This window comes from Halorussus halophilus, assembly GCF_008831545.1.
Taxonomy (GTDB): Archaea; Halobacteriota; Halobacteria; order Halobacteriales; family Haladaptataceae; genus Halorussus; species Halorussus halophilus.
The window spans coordinates 1-16,182 of record NZ_CP044524.1; the positions used below are offsets into that span (position 1 = coordinate 1).

12 protein-coding genes are annotated in these 16,182 nt (G+C 64.1%); 6 read left to right on the top strand and 6 right to left on the bottom strand.

Features of this window, described 5'->3' with window-relative positions; genetic code table 11:
* Positions 1–209: 209 nt before the first annotated feature.
* From F7R90_RS18085 to F7R90_RS18095, 3 genes are all read right to left on the bottom strand, one after another.
* Positions 210–833: a DUF7269 family protein gene (locus F7R90_RS18085; protein WP_158058979.1), complete on the bottom strand. Its 624-nt coding sequence runs from the start codon at positions 831–833 to the stop codon at positions 210–212.
* Entirely contained in the window at positions 833–3,790 is a 2,958-nt protein-coding gene (locus F7R90_RS18090) for a transglutaminaseTgpA domain-containing protein (protein ID WP_158058980.1), read from the bottom strand. The genes F7R90_RS18085 and F7R90_RS18090 overlap by 1 nt, the downstream gene beginning before the upstream one ends.
* Before the next feature lie 112 nt (positions 3,791–3,902).
* On the bottom strand, positions 3,903–4,292 hold the full coding sequence (locus F7R90_RS18095) for a CopG family ribbon-helix-helix protein (RefSeq protein ID WP_158058981.1): 390 nt from the start codon (positions 4,290–4,292) through the stop codon (positions 3,903–3,905).
* Between the two features lie 95 nt (positions 4,293–4,387).
* Between F7R90_RS18095 and F7R90_RS18100 the strand changes: the two genes are divergently transcribed.
* Together F7R90_RS18100 and F7R90_RS18105 are read left to right on the top strand one after the other, a co-directional pair.
* On the top strand, positions 4,388–5,368 hold the full coding sequence (locus F7R90_RS18100; protein ID WP_158058982.1) for a hypothetical protein: 981 nt from the start codon (positions 4,388–4,390) through the stop codon (positions 5,366–5,368).
* Positions 5,369–5,414: 46 nt separating this feature from the next.
* A complete protein-coding gene (locus F7R90_RS18105; RefSeq protein ID WP_158058983.1) occupies positions 5,415–5,954 on the top strand; it encodes an NUDIX hydrolase in 540 nt (179 codons plus the stop codon).
* A 166-nt stretch (positions 5,955–6,120) separates the two neighbouring features.
* Here the strand turns inward: F7R90_RS18105 and F7R90_RS18110 are convergent, their stop codons facing one another.
* Positions 6,121–7,041 (bottom strand): DUF7351 domain-containing protein, encoded by a 921-nt coding sequence (locus tag F7R90_RS18110; RefSeq protein ID WP_158058984.1) that lies wholly within the window; start codon positions 7,039–7,041, stop codon positions 6,121–6,123.
* A 255-nt stretch (positions 7,042–7,296) separates the two neighbouring features.
* On the opposite strand from F7R90_RS18110, the gene F7R90_RS18115 reads away from it, so the two are divergent.
* Positions 7,297–8,676, top strand: a complete 1,380-nt coding sequence (locus F7R90_RS18115) for an MFS transporter (protein WP_158058985.1) — start codon at positions 7,297–7,299, stop codon at positions 8,674–8,676.
* A 48-nt stretch (positions 8,677–8,724) separates the two neighbouring features.
* Here F7R90_RS18115 and F7R90_RS18120 read toward each other — a convergent pair whose 3' ends face one another.
* On the bottom strand, positions 8,725–9,747 hold the full coding sequence (locus tag F7R90_RS18120) for a hypothetical protein (protein ID WP_158058986.1): 1,023 nt from the start codon (positions 9,745–9,747) through the stop codon (positions 8,725–8,727).
* 207 nt (positions 9,748–9,954) lie between these two features.
* Positions 9,955–12,561 (bottom strand): heavy metal translocating P-type ATPase, encoded by a 2,607-nt coding sequence (locus F7R90_RS18125; RefSeq protein ID WP_192498502.1) that lies wholly within the window; start codon positions 12,559–12,561, stop codon positions 9,955–9,957.
* Positions 12,562–13,181: 620 nt separating this feature from the next.
* Between F7R90_RS18125 and F7R90_RS22360 the strand changes: the two genes are divergently transcribed.
* The 3 genes from F7R90_RS22360 to F7R90_RS18135 are packed head-to-tail and all read left to right on the top strand — an operon-like array spanning position 13,182 to position 16,143.
* Positions 13,182–13,619 carry a TackOD1 domain-containing metal-binding protein gene (locus tag F7R90_RS22360; RefSeq protein ID WP_192498489.1) on the top strand — a complete coding sequence of 146 codons (438 nt, stop codon included), beginning with the start codon at positions 13,182–13,184 and terminating at the stop codon, positions 13,617–13,619.
* On the top strand, positions 13,616–14,656 hold the full coding sequence (locus F7R90_RS18130; protein WP_192498490.1) for a DUF2334 domain-containing protein: 1,041 nt from the start codon (positions 13,616–13,618) through the stop codon (positions 14,654–14,656). Before F7R90_RS22360 ends, F7R90_RS18130 begins: the two co-directional genes overlap by 4 nt.
* Positions 14,653–16,143, top strand: a complete 1,491-nt coding sequence (locus F7R90_RS18135) for a glycosyltransferase (RefSeq protein ID WP_158058989.1) — start codon at positions 14,653–14,655, stop codon at positions 16,141–16,143. Before F7R90_RS18130 ends, F7R90_RS18135 begins: the two co-directional genes overlap by 4 nt.
* The last annotated feature ends 39 nt before the right edge of the window (positions 16,144–16,182 follow it).

Consider the following 16,182-nt stretch of genomic DNA (forward strand, 5'->3'; position numbering starts at 1 on the left):
CGTCACGCCGTCGCTCGGTGCGGGGTCGTTCGGTTCGAACGTTCGTTCGACGGAGACAGAAGCGTCCGGCAGTCGTGCGAGTGCGCCGACGACCACGTAGGCCAGCGGGAGCAGTGCCGCCACCAGTAGCCGCGGCTCGGCGTAGAGCAGGCCGAGCGCGACGAGTAACAGCGCCGCCGCGAACGCGCCGTTCCAGCGGCCGACGTGAGTCACGCGCGGTCACCCCGAGCAGTTTTTTGGACGGCGGACACTGTCCGCTCGACGCGCCGTCGCCGCTCGGTTTCGGGGTCGAGCCACCCCCTCAATCGGGTCCACAGCGAGTAGTCGGGACCGTCGTCTCCGGCCACGAACGCCGCCGCGAGTTCGTCGTCGGTCCACTCGCCGGTTTCGACTGCCCGGCGCGCAGTCTCCTTCGAGCAGTTCTGCGAGCGGGTGAGTGCCCGCGTCGCGGTGTCGGCTAGTCGCTGCTGGACCGGTTGTAGTGCCCGCGAATCGCCTGCGAGCGCGGCTTCGACCTGCCTGTCGAACCCGTCGCCGGGCGTCTCGTGGTCGGTGACGCCGACCGCTTCCGGCGGTTCGTCGGCCGCGGCCTCGTAGCGAGCGGTCGCCGGGTCCTCGTCGTCCGGCGAACTGCCGCGCCGCCACGCGGTCCAGACTGCGTAGCCGCCGGTGAGGGCACCGAGCAAGAGGAGCAGTCGCGTCGGGTCTTCACCGGCGAGCATAGCTCCGAGCGGGTCGAGTAGCGTTCCCGCGCCTGGAACGACCGACGACACGATTGCGAGCAGTGTCAGGACGACGCCAGCGGTCCCGAACACCGCGACTTTAGTCTGCATCAGTCCGCACCTCCGTCGTTCGCGGGCGTCTGGGAACTCACGGACTCCTCGTCCGGCCGAGCGGACGACTCGATGGCCGTAATCGCCGACTCGACGAACTGGAGTCGTTCGTCCGGGTCTCGCGCGCCGTACTCAACGTCGCGGAACACGTCCCGAAGCGTGCCCACCGCATCCGCCGGAAGGTCGTCTCGCTCGACGGCGTGGGTGGCGAGTTCGCCGGGCGTCATCCTCGCGGGGTTCCGAACCGACGTAGCGGCGAGGAAGCGCCCCCACGCGGCCCGAATCGTCCGGTAGGACTCGGGCGGTTCGTCCGAATCGGCCGCGTCAGTCGCGGCCGCCCCCGACCGGCCCGAAATCGTTGCATCGGCCGCCGCAGTCGCTCGTTCTCGGAGGAACGCGAACCGCGACTCGGCCCACGCTCGCAGGCGAACGAGGAGTTCGCCGACGGTCACGTCGCCGTTCCAGAGGTCACGGAGTGCTTCGAAGACAGTCCGGGCACCGGCCCGTGCGCGTTCGAGCGCGCGCTCGGCCACGGCGACCGCACCGAACAGGAACCCGACTGCGAGACCGGGGAGCGCGCGAGCGACGCCGAGCAAGCGGTTGCCCACGGAGCGAGGCGTCACCCCGCGGCGGGCCGCTAGTCCGAGGAGCGCGCCGAGAAGTGCAAGTACTGCGACGAGGACGCCGAAGAAGTTGAGCAGGAGTCCGGAGACGGTCGTCTGTCGCGTCTGGCCGTCTGCGGCCACCGAGATGGTCGCCGCGTTACGGAACGGTAAGTCGGCCGAGAGCGTTCCGTTCACGTCCGTCGTGCCGACCCGCTCACCACCAATTTGGACTGGGACGCCGCTGGCGCTCTGGCCGCCGTAGGTGGCGTTGACCGCCACCTTCGTCCACGGAAGCGCGAGCGGAAGGCTCGGTTTCGCGGTGACGTTCAGCGCGGGCAGTTCGAGCGTCTTCTCGCCAGCGACCGACTCACGCGTGACGTTCAGCGTCACGTTGCCGGGCGTTTCTGGGAGCGTCACTCGGGCGCGGCCACGCTTGTCGGTTCGGCCCACGACTTCGCCGTCGAGTCGGACCGCGGCGTTCCGCACTGGAACGCCGCGAACCGTCGCCGTGACGACGACGGTGGAGTTGGTCACGACGTCGCCCGAGACTGCGACCGAGGCGTTCGTGTCGAGCGAGTAGGAGCGCGTGCCGTTGCTAGAGTCGTTTTGGCTCTGCACGAAGACGCTCCGAGGAGGCGGTGCCGAGGCGACCGCGTCGGCGGAGAGTCGCGGGAGACCGCCAATGGGGGCAGTTCGGGTCGCTACTGGAATCGAACGCGAGGCAGTCTCGGTCGTTCCCGCGACGGAAATCGTGAGGTTCTGAGCGTACGGCACCGTCGCGGTCACGCGGCCGTTCGAGTTCGTCTCGCCGACGGGGTCGCCGTTGAACCGCACGACTTTGTTCGGCACCGGACTCCCGCCGAAGGTGACCGTGACTTCGACCTGTGCGCCGGGGACCGGCGTCCGATTCAGCGACACGTCGTACTGGGGACTCCCCTGCGTCGGCGGCGAATCCGAGTCCGACGGCGTGGTCGTCGTTGGCGGACTCGAATCCGGAGGCGTCGTCGTCGGACGCTCCGTCTCCTGCGTCGAGTCCTCGCCGGTCGTCGGGGCGCTGGTCGTCGGGCCGCCCGTCGTCGTTTCACCGGGCGTGTCCGCGGGGTCAGACTGCGTCGTTCCCGACTCCGAGGGGTCCGAAGGCTCACTCCCGTTCGCAGAGAACGTCTCGCCCGGACTCCCCGATTCGGTGGGCGAGTAGGTGCCAGAGTCGCGCTGTCGTTCGTAGGCTTGTCGTTCGGATTCGAGGCGCTCCTGACCGGGCGTCGGGTCGAATCGGACCCAACCGACGTCTGGGAAGTAGACCTCGACCCACGCGTGGGCGTTCATGCCCCGTACGCGGTAGGTGTTGTCGCCGACCTGCTGGCCCGTCGAGTAGCCGACCACGTAGCGGGCCGGAATCCCCTGCGAGCGGAGCATCACCGTCATCGACGTGGCGTAGTACTCGCAGTAGCCCTCCTCCATCTCGAAGATGAACTGCGAGGCAACGTCGGAGTCCGGCGGTTGGCTGACGTTCAGCGAGTAGTTCTTGTTCGCTTCGAGCCACGACTCAATCTTCTTCGCCTTCGCGTACGGTGTGTCGGCGTTCTTCGTGAGGTTGGCCGTGAACTGCCCGACGCGACGGTTCGTGTCGTCTGGCAGGCCGGTGTAGCGCCGCTGTAGTCTGTCGGGGTAGTCTCTGCCAGCGGTTCGCAGCACGTTCGGGTCCCTCGCCGGGAGGTGGCTGACGCCGGTGTAGGTCGTGCCGGGCGACACCGGTTGGTCGGTCGAGAACGCTCGGCCGTCGGTGACGAAGAGCGACTCGGTTCGTGAGACGGAGTTCGGCCGCCAGACGGTCGGCAGCGTCGTCGCAGAGCGGTTGAGCTTTACTTGGTAGCGAACTTCTTTGCCCTGAATGCCGCCGCCCTCAATCGGGCCGTCGTACTGCTCGCGTTCGCCGGTCTGTTTCCAGCCACCGCCGGTGTACTGGTCGTACGAACCGGTGCGCCAGTACGAAGAGACGGAACTCTGGACGACGAAGTGCGTCTCTGCGTTCTGGGACTGGAACGCGGAGGTGCCGTCCTCGCTGGCGAGCGACCCGCCGACGCCGGTCTGCGAACCGGGGTTCAGCGCGCCGAGTTGGCCGCCCGCGCCTCCCCCGCCGGGACCGGACGCGCCGGGTTGGGCGAACGGGTCTACCGCAGGCTGAGGCACGAGCGACCCGAGAGGCGAGTTGCCGAGTCCGCCCGTCGAGACGGCCGGGATGACGGTCGCGGCGAGTAACACGGCGACGACGCAGCAGACCGCGAGCAGCGCGCGGAGGCGGTCGCGGGACTGCTCTCCGGAGGGCACGAGCGACGATGGTTTGTCGGGCATGATGGGCGAGTGGCACGGCCGTTCTCGGACGGCCGTGCCGGGGAGTATGTATGAAACCTGCGACGAGATATACAAAAAGATTGGTGTGTGCGCAGGGGTCGCCGGAAGGGAATCAGTCGCTCTGCAACACCATCACTTTCACGCGCGCCACCGCGTCGAAGTCTCGGAGTCGGTAGACGAGTTCCCGGACCTGTTCGGCCGGGCCGTTGCAGAAGGCAGTTTCGAGACACCACTCGCCGCGGTGGACGTGATTCGTGGCGGTGATGACCTCCTCGAAGTCGTGCTGGACGTGATGGAGGTCGTGGATGACGGCGTCGTGTTCGTAGTCGTAGGCCAGCACCGCGACGACGTTGCCGTCGGCGGATTCGAGTTGCGCGTGCGACTCGACGTACTCGGCCATCGCCTCTCGCACCGCGCGCGAGCGCGAGTCCAGCCCTTCGGCCTGCCACGTCGCGTCGAACTCCGCGAGTACCTCGTCCGGAACGTTCAGACTCGTTCGCATGTTCGGCAGTAGGAGCGCCGAGACTCAAGTTATTACGGGTTTCGTGTTCCGGTAATAACAACCAGTTTACGTGCCGTCTGCGAATCGAGGAGTAGATGATATCGAGCGACGCAGTTGGACTGTTCGCCGGGGCCATCCTGTTGGGCATCGTGCACGGTGTCGAACCGGGACACGGGTGGCCGGTCGCGGCGAGTTACGCGCTGGACCAGACGAACAAGTGGCTCTACGGCTTCGCCGCGAGTTTCATCCTCGGACTTGGCCACCTCGTAAGTAGCATCGCGATGGTCGTCGTCTTCTTCCTCGCGAAGCAGTACTTCGAACTGACGCAGGTCAACGAGCCGATTCCGATCGATATCTTTTCGACCACGATTTTCTTGGGCGGGCCGGTCAGTCTCTTCGCCGGAGTCCTCCTCGTCGGACTCGGCATTCGTGAGTACTTCCACGGACACAGCCACGACCACGGCGGCGACGGCCACGACCATTCGCACGGTCACGGTGGCGACCACGACCACAGCCACGACGAGAGCGACGGACAAAGGTACCACATCGGCGCGACGCCAGACTACGCAGGCTCGCACGACCACGACGCTCACGAACACGAGAGCCACGACCACCCGCATGGTCACGACGACGACCACTCGCACGGGCACGACGAACACGGTCACAGACACTCTCACGACCATTCTCATAGCCACGACCACGCAGACGACGACTCCGGCGTCCTCGCTAAACTCAAACTCGCGCTCCCGTTCGTCGGCGGGCACAGCCACGGGTCCGCAGAGGACGCGAGCGAACGCGGTTTGTGGGGCATCGCTGGCTTCGCGTTCGTCCTCGGGTTCGCCCACGAGGAAGAGTTCGAAATCATCGCCATGTGCGCGGGGTCCGAGTACTGCCTGTCGTTGATGACCGTCTACGCGCTGACGGTCATCGCGGGCATCGTCGCGCTGACGCTCCTGCTCATCGCGGGCTACGAACACTATGAAGAGCGCGTCGAGCGATACACCGACTACTTGCCGTTGTTCTCGGCCGTCGTGCTGATTCTGATGGGCCTCGGATTCATCGTGGGGCTGTTCTGACAGTCGAACTCAGAGGAACTTTCCGTTGTCCTGACGACTATCGCCCATGGCCGACCGCCTCGACACCGACCACCACCTCGACGCGGTCCACTCACTCCGGGACGCTCCCGACGTGTCGTTTCGCACGGCGACGATAGAAATCGAGGCCGAGAACTGGCCCGAAAACCCCGAAGACGGGTGGATCGGAGCGGGAGCAATTGTCTGCTCACCTGACCGCGAGCGCGTCGCGCTCGTCAGAAACTGGTGGAGCGACGACCAGTGGGTCCTGCCAGGCGGTGGCGTCGAAGCGAGCGACGACTCGCTCCGGGCGGCCGTCCGGCGCGAAGTTCGAGAAGAGACGGGTCTCCCGGTCGAAATCGAGGAGGCGCTTCTAGTCGAATCCCAGACGTTCGTCCACGGAGAGGACTCATCGCGGTCGTTCGGCGGGTGGTTCGTCGTCTTTCAGACGGTAGCTGACAGGACCAGGTTCGCGGAGGACCCCGGCGAACACGACGAGGAGATTATCGACGTGGAGTGGTTCGACGAGGTTCCCGACGACATCGAACGGCACGGCAACCGAGTGCGGGACGTTCTCGGGTCGTCGTGACGTGGAGTTACCGTATTCGCTGGGAGAGTTGGCGGATGCTCCACCAGAGAGCGACCACGACGAACGCGACGGCGACCATCGAGTGAATCGGCGTGCCGGGCGTGTGGGGCGGAACGAGCGACACGAGGGTGACAATCGTCGGCTGGACTGTCAACTTTTCGTTGATTCAGGGAGGGCCTGCTTGCTCCGGACCGAGCGTGCGTCGTGATTCGACCTCGAGTACGTCGATGGTCTCGTCTAAGAGGAGTCGTAATTCGTCGTCGTCACAATCGATACTGACCCGAATCCGCCACGGGTCGCGGGATTCGACGGTCATCCGGTCGTGATTGACGACGAAGTCGAACGACCAGAACGGTCGGTTGCGGAGGTCGATTCCCCGGTCGTAGAAGAACGAGTTGACCGACGATAGTTCGAGGAGCACGACGCCGAGCGTCGTCCAGAACTGGTTCTCGCAACTTCGACATCGATAGTGCGCCAACATTTCGTGACCCTGATACGTCCAATGACCCGGCGATTCAGCGGTGAGTTCGGCGTCCATCTCTCCCCGACAGGCCGAACAAACCCCGTTCCTGACGAGTGCGAACTCAGAACGGATGTGATGGTTCACGGCCTGTTCTATCTCTGCCGGAGACCGATTCGCCAGTCCGTTCGGTGGAAACGGGACGAACAAACCGGTCTCGTCACAGTCCGTGCAGGTTATAGCGATTCGCTCGCGGTCGTCGTAGCTGATTTCGATGGGGCCTCCACAGACCGGACAGGGGTCTCTTGCCTCGAACGGCGTCAGTTCGACCTGTTCGGTGAAGACGCCCTCGACGATAGCCCGGACGACTTTTCGACCAGCGTACCGGAGTCGATAGCCCTCCTCGGTCTTCTGGACGAACCGGCCGGTCAGTTGGTTGAGGTGGTAGTTGAAGAGTCCGCTGTCGTCGATATCGAGTCTGTCGAACAGCGTAGAGAACGACACAGGCGTCAGGTCGCTTCGGTCGCGCTCGACCGCCGCGAGGCCACGGAGGATTTCTATCCGACTCTCGTCCGACACGACCGAGAACGCCTCCTCCGCCGTGAGTCGGGCATCACCGTCTGTCATAGTGGTCGGTTCGGTAGACGGTGCAAAGGTTGCGTGGATTCTGTCGAGAGAGTTGTAGACGACCTTTCAGAAAACTCGTTCGGTTCGAAAGCCAGTCTGCCTGCGCCTAGTCGTCCGAGACAAGTCGAGAACCAACCGAAGGAGAAAAATCATATTTTCTACATAAATAGCGTTCTGCGAACACTTTAGGAGCGTCCCGACCACCACACTATCGCTGGGATTCGGCCCTCCAAGCCGCTCATCAGCGTGATGTCAATGTCGAAAGAGCGAGAGTGGAACGTCGGCGTCGTCCTGAAGTACTACCTCTTCCGAGCAGTCGCCAACCCCGGGTTCATCTGGCCGATATACGCGCTGTACGTCCTCTCGTTTGAAGGCGTCGGCTACGCGACCATCGGCTACATCGGGACAGTGCAAGCAGCCATCGTCGTCGTGGGTGAGATTCCGACCGGCTACGTCGGCGACCGTATCGGTCGTCGAAACAGTCTGCTGGTCGCGCAAGTGCTGTTTACCCTTTCGACGGCGGGCATGATTCTCGCGACCGACGCCCTCGGCTTTACTGTCGCGTTCGGCGTCCTCTCGGTAGCCAACACGTTCATCTCCGGTAGTGCTGACGCGTGGCTCTACGACATCCTCGAAGAACGCCTCGACGAAGACAGTTACACCTACGTTCGGGGCCGCGGCGGCGCAGTCGGCAGTTGGGTGATGGCCGGGACGATGATAGCTGGCAGTCTACTGTACGTCCTCGAACCGGTCTACCCGTTCTACGCCGCGCTGGCGATGAACGTCGTGAGTTTCTTCGTGGTCGCCGCGTTCCCGAAGAACGCTCAGTACGCGACGAGCGACGAGGAGGAGACCGGAGACAACGAGGTGATGGGGGACGCCGAGGAGACCAGAGACGGCGAGAAGACGGAGGGCCACGAGCAAGAGAGAGGCGGAGAAAACGAAGCCGATGCGTCCGGAACCGACCGACTGACGATTATCGACGCGTTGCCCATCATCCGCCAGAAGCTGACCGAACCGCCGCTTCGCTCGTTCGTCGTCTACATGGCGCTGTTCTTCGGCGTCCTGATGACTGCTGGCGCGTACATCCAACCCATCGCCGTCGAAGCACTGAAATCGAGCGCCGGGGACCTGCTCGCGGCCTACGGTGTTCCGGAAGCCGCCTCGCTCGGCGTCCTCTACGCCTCGTTCACCGTCGTCTCGGCTATCGCCAGCGACCGGGCGAGCAACCTCGAAGCCGCGTTGGGCGTTCGCGGTGCGCTCCTCGTCGTCCCGCTAGTGACCGCCGTCGCGTTCGTCGCTCCGGCGTTCGTCGCCGTCGCCGCCTTCCCGATGTTCTTCGTCATGCGCGGCGCACGGTCGGTCGTCAGACCCATTGCTGGACAGTATCTCAACGACCACGTCGAATCGGTCGGTCGCGCGACGGTCCTCAGTGCGGTCTCGATGGTGTACGCGCTGGCACGCATCCCGTTCGCGCTTGGGAGCGGCGTTGCCGCCGACGCGTTCACCCCGATACTCGCCGTCGCTGGAATGGGCGTCGTGCTAGCGGTTGGCGGAACGGCGTTGCAAGTGTGGCGACCGCCGATTGCGGACGTGGGGACGACGAGCGTGAGCGAGTCGGCGACCGCAGAGTAACCCGGGTACGAAATAAGCCCACCAGCCTCGCTCGGGGGTGTCGCCGAGTCACTCGTTGCGACTCGCGTTCGTCACTACATTCGCGTTTTCGTGGCTCGAACTGCCTGTCAGCAGTGTATCTGTGACGGGTTGGCCGGTACTCACGACGAAGGAGTATCTCCCGCTTCCCGGGTTATCTGGCAACGGAAGGACGACCACGCTGTAAGTTCCAGTCGAGTTGACGAGTTCCGACGGAACGACCAGCGTCTTCCGCTCGCTGGCGTTGACGAGCGTTCCCGCGAGCGCTCGCCCGCCTGGACTACCGACGAGAACTGCGAACGTTCCAGTGCCACCTGCTCTCGCGATATCGACGCGGAGCGTCTGGCCCTTCGTCGCGTTGATAGTGAACCAGTCTGTGTCCGTCTCGTTCGAAATGTTGGCGGCGAACGCCTGCCCGGACTGAATCGGGTTCGCAAAGTCCACCTCTTCGTTGGGTTCGCGCTCGACGCCTTCGGTCGGTCCGTTGCCATCGCTGACCAATCGTGGGAACGTCTCGATTGCGAGTGAGTACTCGCCGGTGCCGTCCGCGGACGGGGCGGAACACTCCGGGCATCTGAACTGGGACGCCGAAGCGACGATGACGTAGTACTGGCCTGCTTCTTCGAGAGGCACTGTCAGATTCTCGTTACTCGATTCTTCCAATAGCGCACTGGCGACGAAGTTCCCCTCGCTGTCGGCGACGGCGATGCCGAACAGGCCGAACTCTTGGCCGAACCGCGAGACGTTGATGAGGAGGTTGTCGTCGCTGCTCGCGTTGATGCTGTAGAAGTCGATGTCGCCCGCGACGGGAATCGTTCCCCGAATCTCGGTCGCTCCGGTGATCGGGTTCGCAGATTGGGCGTCGTCGTTCGGTTCGCTCTCGTTAGTCAGTTGCTGTATCGCGACTGAGTTCGAAGTTGGAACTCCGAGAGCGGGGTCCTCGCTGACCGCCCGTGGAGTCGTCGCCACCGACGCCGTCGCCAGCGTAGTGCCACCCAGTACTAACAGCGAGACAAGAACTACACACACTACCGTTCGTTTCGAGGAACTCATTGTGACCGCCCACAATGCGACTGAGGCTGGCTTGAAGCCTCCGGATAGTCGTATCCCGGTACGCGCAGATACGAACCGTCGGACGAGCGATAACGTTCGTTACTCCAGCGAAATTGAACAGAACCCGCTCCTATCGAGTGAGAAACGCCCGTGCTGGAAACAGAGGGAGGCAGCAGTCGAGAGGGAGACGACGAGTACAGACTCGACTCAGCGCAGGAAGCCGAGCAATTCGTAGTCGTGGTCCGGCGTGTACTTTCGGAAGAGCAGACTGTTCGCTAACACGCTCACGCTGGAGAACGCCATCGCCGCGGCCGCAAGCACAGGCTGAAGCAGACCCAGACTTGCCAGCGGAATCATCGCCGTGTTGTAGCCGAGCGCCCAGAAGAGGTTCTGCTTTATCTTCGAGAGCGTCCCCTCCGAGACGCGAATCGCCTTCAGCACGTCGGCCGGGTCGTCGCGCATCAGCGTCACGTCGGCGGCCTCGATGGCCACGTCGGTCCCGCTTCCGATGGCCGCGCCGACGTAGGCCGCGGCGAGTGCGGGCGCGTCGTTGACACCGTCGCCGACCATCATGGCCTGTCGCCCTTCGGACTGAATCGACTCGACAGCGTCGGCCTTGTCTTCGGGGAGGACTTCCGCGCGGACGTTCCCCGTGTCGATGCCGACTTGTTCGGCGACGGCGCGCGCGGTGCGCTCGTTGTCGCCGGTAATCATCATCACGTCCCGGCCAGTCTCTTGCAGTTCCGCGACCGCATCCTTCGCGCTCTCTTTGACCGTGTCGGCGTCGGCGACGACGCCGACCAACTGGTCATCGACGGCGATTAGCATCGCCGTCTTCCCCTCCGATTCGAGTCGCTCCATCGTCTCCTCGGCGCGCGCGGTGTCGATTCCGTCGTCTTCGAGCAGTTTCCGGTTGCCGACCAGCACCTCGCCGTGACTCGTCGTCGCGCGGATGCCGTGACCGGGCACGTTCTCGAACGATTCGGGGTCTTCGACGGTGAGGTCTCGGCTCTCAGCGCCCGCGACGATTGCCTGCGCGAGCGGGTGTTCGCTCCCTTTCTCCGCGCTGGCGGCCGCAGAGAGGACGAACGCTTCGTCGATTTCTTGGGTAATGGTGGTACCCCCGTCGGCGCGATGCGACGACGGGTCCCCGAACGCCACCACGTCGGTCAGTTCCATCTCGCCCTCGGTGAGCGTCCCCGTCTTGTCGAAGACGACCGTGTCAACGTCTTTGACGCGTTCGAGTACGTCGCCGCCCTTGAACAGGACGCCGTTCTGTGCGCCGATGGAGGTGCCGACCATCGTCGCCGCCGGGGTCGCCAGTCCGAGCGCGCAGGGGCAGGCGATGAGGACCGCCGAAGCGAAGACGACGATTGCGAACTCGAAGGTCGTGATGGTGCCGCCCGCGACCTGCGGGCCGCCAGCGACCAGTCCCCAGACGGGGAGCGAGTTCACGAAGCCGGTGAGTACTTCGGGGAAGACGAACCATAGAATCCCCCAGAGCAGGGCGTTAGCGATGACGGCCGGGACGAAGTAGGCACTGATGCGGTCGGCGACCTGCTGAATCTCTGGCTGGCGGCTCTGGGCCTCCTTGACCATCTGGACGATTTGTTGGAGGGCCGTCTCCTCACCGACCTTCGTGGCCTCGACTTTGAGGACGCCGTTCTCGTTGACTGTCGCGCCGACGACTTCGTCACCGGGCGACTTCTCGACGGGGACGGACTCGCCCGTGACCATCGACTCGTCTACGGCGCTCTCGCCCTCGCGGACGATGCCGTCCGTGGGAACCTTCTCGCCCGGTCGGACGACCATCAGGTCGCCGACTTCGACTTCTTCGAGTGGGATTTCTTTCTCTTCGCCGTCCTCCTCGATGGTCGCCGTGTCGGCCTCCATTTCGAGGAGTTTTCGGAGTGCCTCGCTGGCTTGGCCCTTCGAGCGCGCTTCGAGGTAGTTGCCCAGCGTGATGAACACGAGGATGAGCGCGGCCGTCTCGAAGTAGAGCCCTCCTGACAAGCCGAACAGCACGGCGATGCTGTAGAGGTACGCCGTCGAGGATCCGAGCGCGATGAGCACGTCCATGTTCGCGGTGCGGTTCTTCACCAGCGCGGTGTAGGAGTTCTCGTAGAACTCCTTGCCGAGCAAGTACTGAACTGGCGTCGCCAGCGCGAACATCACCCAACCGAGCGGGACGCCGACGATGGAGTCACCGAGCAGGCCGTCGAACAGGAAGTGTTCGAACATGAAGAACACGAGCGGCGCGGAGAGGACAGCACCGAGCAGCACGAGATTCCGCTGTTTTCGAATCTCGGCTTGGCGAGCGGCTTCCCTGCGGTCTGTGGTCGATTCGCCGCTGGTCCCTTCTCCCTGTCCGTCCTCGCCACTGCTACGCTCGTCTTCGCGAACCGGCGAGTAGCCAGCGTCTTCGATGGCGTCGTAAAGGTCGGCCAGTCTCACGTCCTCGGGGTTGTACCGAACGCTCGCCTCGTCGGTGGCGTAGTTGACCTCCGCGGAGACGACGCCCGGCACGGCGAGCAGGGCGTCTTCGTTGGCTTCCGCGCAGTTCGAACAGGACATGTCGGTGATAGCGACGGTCGTCTCATCGCTAACGGGGTCGTAGCCAGCGTCCTCGACAGCGGCGTAGATGTCGCCCAGCGAGACGTCTTCGGGGTCGTACTCGACCGACCCCTCGTCCGTGGCGAAGTTGACGTTCGCCTCTCGGACGCCGTCCAACTCCCCGAGCGCGTCTTCGACGGTGCCCGAGCAGTTGGCGCAACTCATACCTCCGATTGCGAGGTGTGTCTTTCGCGCCATGATGGTTACTTGTTAGGTACTAAGGGTTCCTCATTGAAGCGACTTCTCACTTACAGAGCAAAGAATTCCGAGGGAGAAAATTTTCGAAGTGTCCTCTCTAACCCCCCGAACCTTAGTTACCAAATCTAGTTCTCCATCTCGAACACCGACTGCCGCTGGCGGCGCACGCTCACCGTTCGAACTGGCAGTACTTCGCCACGTGACCGACGCCTGCGAAGCCGATGGCGAGTCAGGGAGTACCTGCCGTCCGTAAAACGACAGTTCGGCCGCGTCTGGGTGTGTCTGAATTCGTTACAGGTCGCGAGTAACAATGGTGGACAGCGTGGTCTCTCCGACTACTCGAAGCATCGACAGACGACTGTGGCGGCCACATTCTTCGACGCCACACGAACGAGACGCGAGAGAACGACAGACGGACCGAGAGACCGAGAAATGCAAACCAGTAGAATACCCACGAGAACGACGACGAAGGCGACAGACCGAGCATCTAGATGGAGTCGGGCGACGGGAGACGGGGACCAGCGATGAATCTCCGAAGGACACTCGCTCGACTGCTGTCGCAACCGGGAGGCGCGGAGAGAGGCGCCGGTAGCGACAGGGAATTGCTACAATATGGCGGGACAATGGTCGGAGACCAGTCGGCGCTGTCGCCGTTCGAACCGAGCGAGATGCGATGTCCTGACTGTCGTTCGGCCCGCGTCGGAACCTGCGACGTCTGTCCGAGTTGCGACTCGACTGCCGTCGAGCGCCGCGACGTGCTCGAACACTTCGACTGCGGGTGCGTCCAGCCCCGGTCCGCGTTCGAAGCAGATGCAGGGTACGTCTGCCCGAAGTGTCGGACGAATCTCGGGTCGTTCGGCGTCGATTTCGCCCGAATCGGCGTCGTCTACGACTGCGCTACGTGTTCGTCCCGATTCGGGCCGAACGACAGACAGCCTGTCTGTCTCGCCTGCGAGAGCGGGACGAAGCGCACGGGAGAGAACGGTCTAAGACACGGGTCAGCGACTGCGCTCTACGAACAGGTGTCCCAGACGCCGCTCCTCGAACGAGGGTCGGAGTGACCGGAGAGACGACCGGGAGCCAGCGGTTCCTCGCGGCCACGTTCGCGGTATTGCTCCTCTCGACGGCCGCGACTGCGACTGTGTCCGCGAGCACTACCGCTGGACCCGCCACCCTGGAGTACCGCTCTATCGTCATCTTCCGGACTGACGACGTTCAGCCGTGGTATCGAGCGGACGCACTCGACGCGGTGAACGGCGTGTTCGCCGCGGAAGACGTTCCCGTCACGCACGCCGTCATCCCGACAATCGACGGCAAACCGGTCACAGCGTCCGGCGACTTCTGCTCGCGTCTGCGAGCGATGCAGGCCGAGAACTCGAACATCGAGTGGGCACTCCACGGCTACGACCACGGCGCGAAGACGGCGTTCTACGGCCGTAGCGAGTTCGGTGGTCTCCCCGCCGACCGACAGAGAGAGATGGTCGCCGAGGGCCACAGGACACTGACCGACTGCGTCGGGCCGACGAAGACGTTCGTCCCGCAGTTCAACACCCACGACCACAACACGACGCGGGCACTTCGGGAATCGGGTTACACCGTCGTCTCCGCGAACCGGTGGTTCGACCGGACGTACTACGGCGAAGGAGAACCGTTCGTCGCCGACGGCGTGGTCCACGTCCCGAGCAGCGAACCCTTCGTGGCCAACTGGACGACGAACCGACTCCGAGACCCTGCCGCGCTTCACGCGTCGTTCGAGTCGGCCTACGACGACGGAGAGTTGTACGTCCAGATGCTCCACTACCCGACGTTTTCGGACGAGCGGAAGGTCGAACAGCTTCGGTCGTTCGTCCAGTTCGTGAAGGCGCACGACGGCGTGAAGTTCACGACGCTCGGGGAGTTCGCGCAGGCGTATCGGAGCGGTCGCCTCCTGAAGACGAGCGATGGGTGGCTGTACCGCGAGCAGGGGCACGGGGCGTTCCCGCGACCGCTCGTGGCGAGCGAGAGCAGTTGGTGGGTCCGTGACCTGCGTGCTAACGGCCTGAGAGGAGAGGCGGCCGACGCAGACGAACTGGAACCGACGGAGAGCGACGACGAATGAGTGTCGGCGCTCGACGACACCTCGTCTCGCTGCTTGCAGTCGCATTCCTCGCCGGTGGCTTCGCCGTCCTTGCGACGGTGGTCCCGCTCGAACTGCTAGTAGTCTGCTTGCTGACCGGCGGCACAGTCGGCGGTCTGCTCGTGGTCGCCAACTGGCGCGCGACGGAACACCAAGCGGCGAACGCCCGTGCGTTCCCCCGACCCGCACCGTTGCTGATTGCGTTTCTCGTCTGCGTACCGCTCCTGTTCGGCGGCGCGCTCGCGTTTCGACGCTCGTTCTCGGCGACGCGGGTCGTCCTGCTGGTCGCGCTGACGTTCGTCTGCTTCTGGTACCTGCTCGTCGTGCCGCTGGCGTGGTATCACGCGCGACGGGGCGAACCGAACTGTGAACCCAACCAGCCACTGTCTGCTGTCAGCGTCCTCGTGCCCGCCTACGACGAAGCGGGCTACGTCGGCGACTGCGTCGAACACCTACTCGCGAGCGACTACCCCGAGAGTCTACTGGAAGTCGTCGTCGTGGACGACGGAAGCAGCGACGAAACGTACGCGGAGGCGAGCGAGTACGCCGACCGTGGCGTCACCGTCGTTCGTCGGCCCAACGGCGGCAAACACGCCGCGCTGAACTACGGCCTGCTGTACGCCTCCGGCGAGGTAATCGTCACGGTGGACGCCGACGCCTTGGTCGAACCCGAGGCGATACGCCGACTGGTCGGCGTCCTCCAGGACGACCCCGAAGCGAACGCGGTGGCGGGCAACGTCAAAGTCGCCAATCAGACCAACGTCGTTACCACCTGCCAGACCATCGATTATCTCGTCAGCATCAACGTGGTCCGGGGAGCGTTCGACCTGTTCGGAGCCGTGCCAGTCGTTCCAGGCGTGTTGGGAGCCTACCGGCGCGAAGTCCTCGAAGGCACGGGGTTCTACGACCCGGACACGCTGACCGAGGACTTCGACGCGACGGTGAAGACGCTGAAAGTCGGCGGCACCGTCCGGGCGACCACTGCCGCCTGCGCTCACACCGAAGCGCCGGGTACGTGGCGGGACCTCTATCGCCAGCGACTCAGGTGGTACCGCGGAAACCTGATGACGCTGTGGAAGCACCGTGACGCGTTCACGAACCCGCGGTTCGGCGCACTGTACCGGTTCGCGTTCCCGCTCTGGTTGCTCACGATGCTGTTCGTCCCGCTGGCAGGACTACTGACGATGGGTCTGCTGGTCGTCGCAGTAATCGCAGGAGTCGGAGCGAGCGCGCTGGCAGTCGCTTGCGTCTTCCTGCTGTTGCAGGCCGCCATCACGATTCTCGGGGTGCAGATGGAGGACGAAGACTACTCGCTGGTCGCGTACGCGCCGCTGTTCGTCCTCGCCTACAAGCCATTCCTCGACCTCGTGATGGTCAAGAGCGCGTTCGACCTCCTGCTCGGCCGGGAGCTATCGTGGACGAGCGCGGACCGCTTGGACGGACTAGGCGTTCTCTCGAAACGCGAGTGACCACGAACGTTTTTAAAATTCATTTGGGTTAGTACAAAT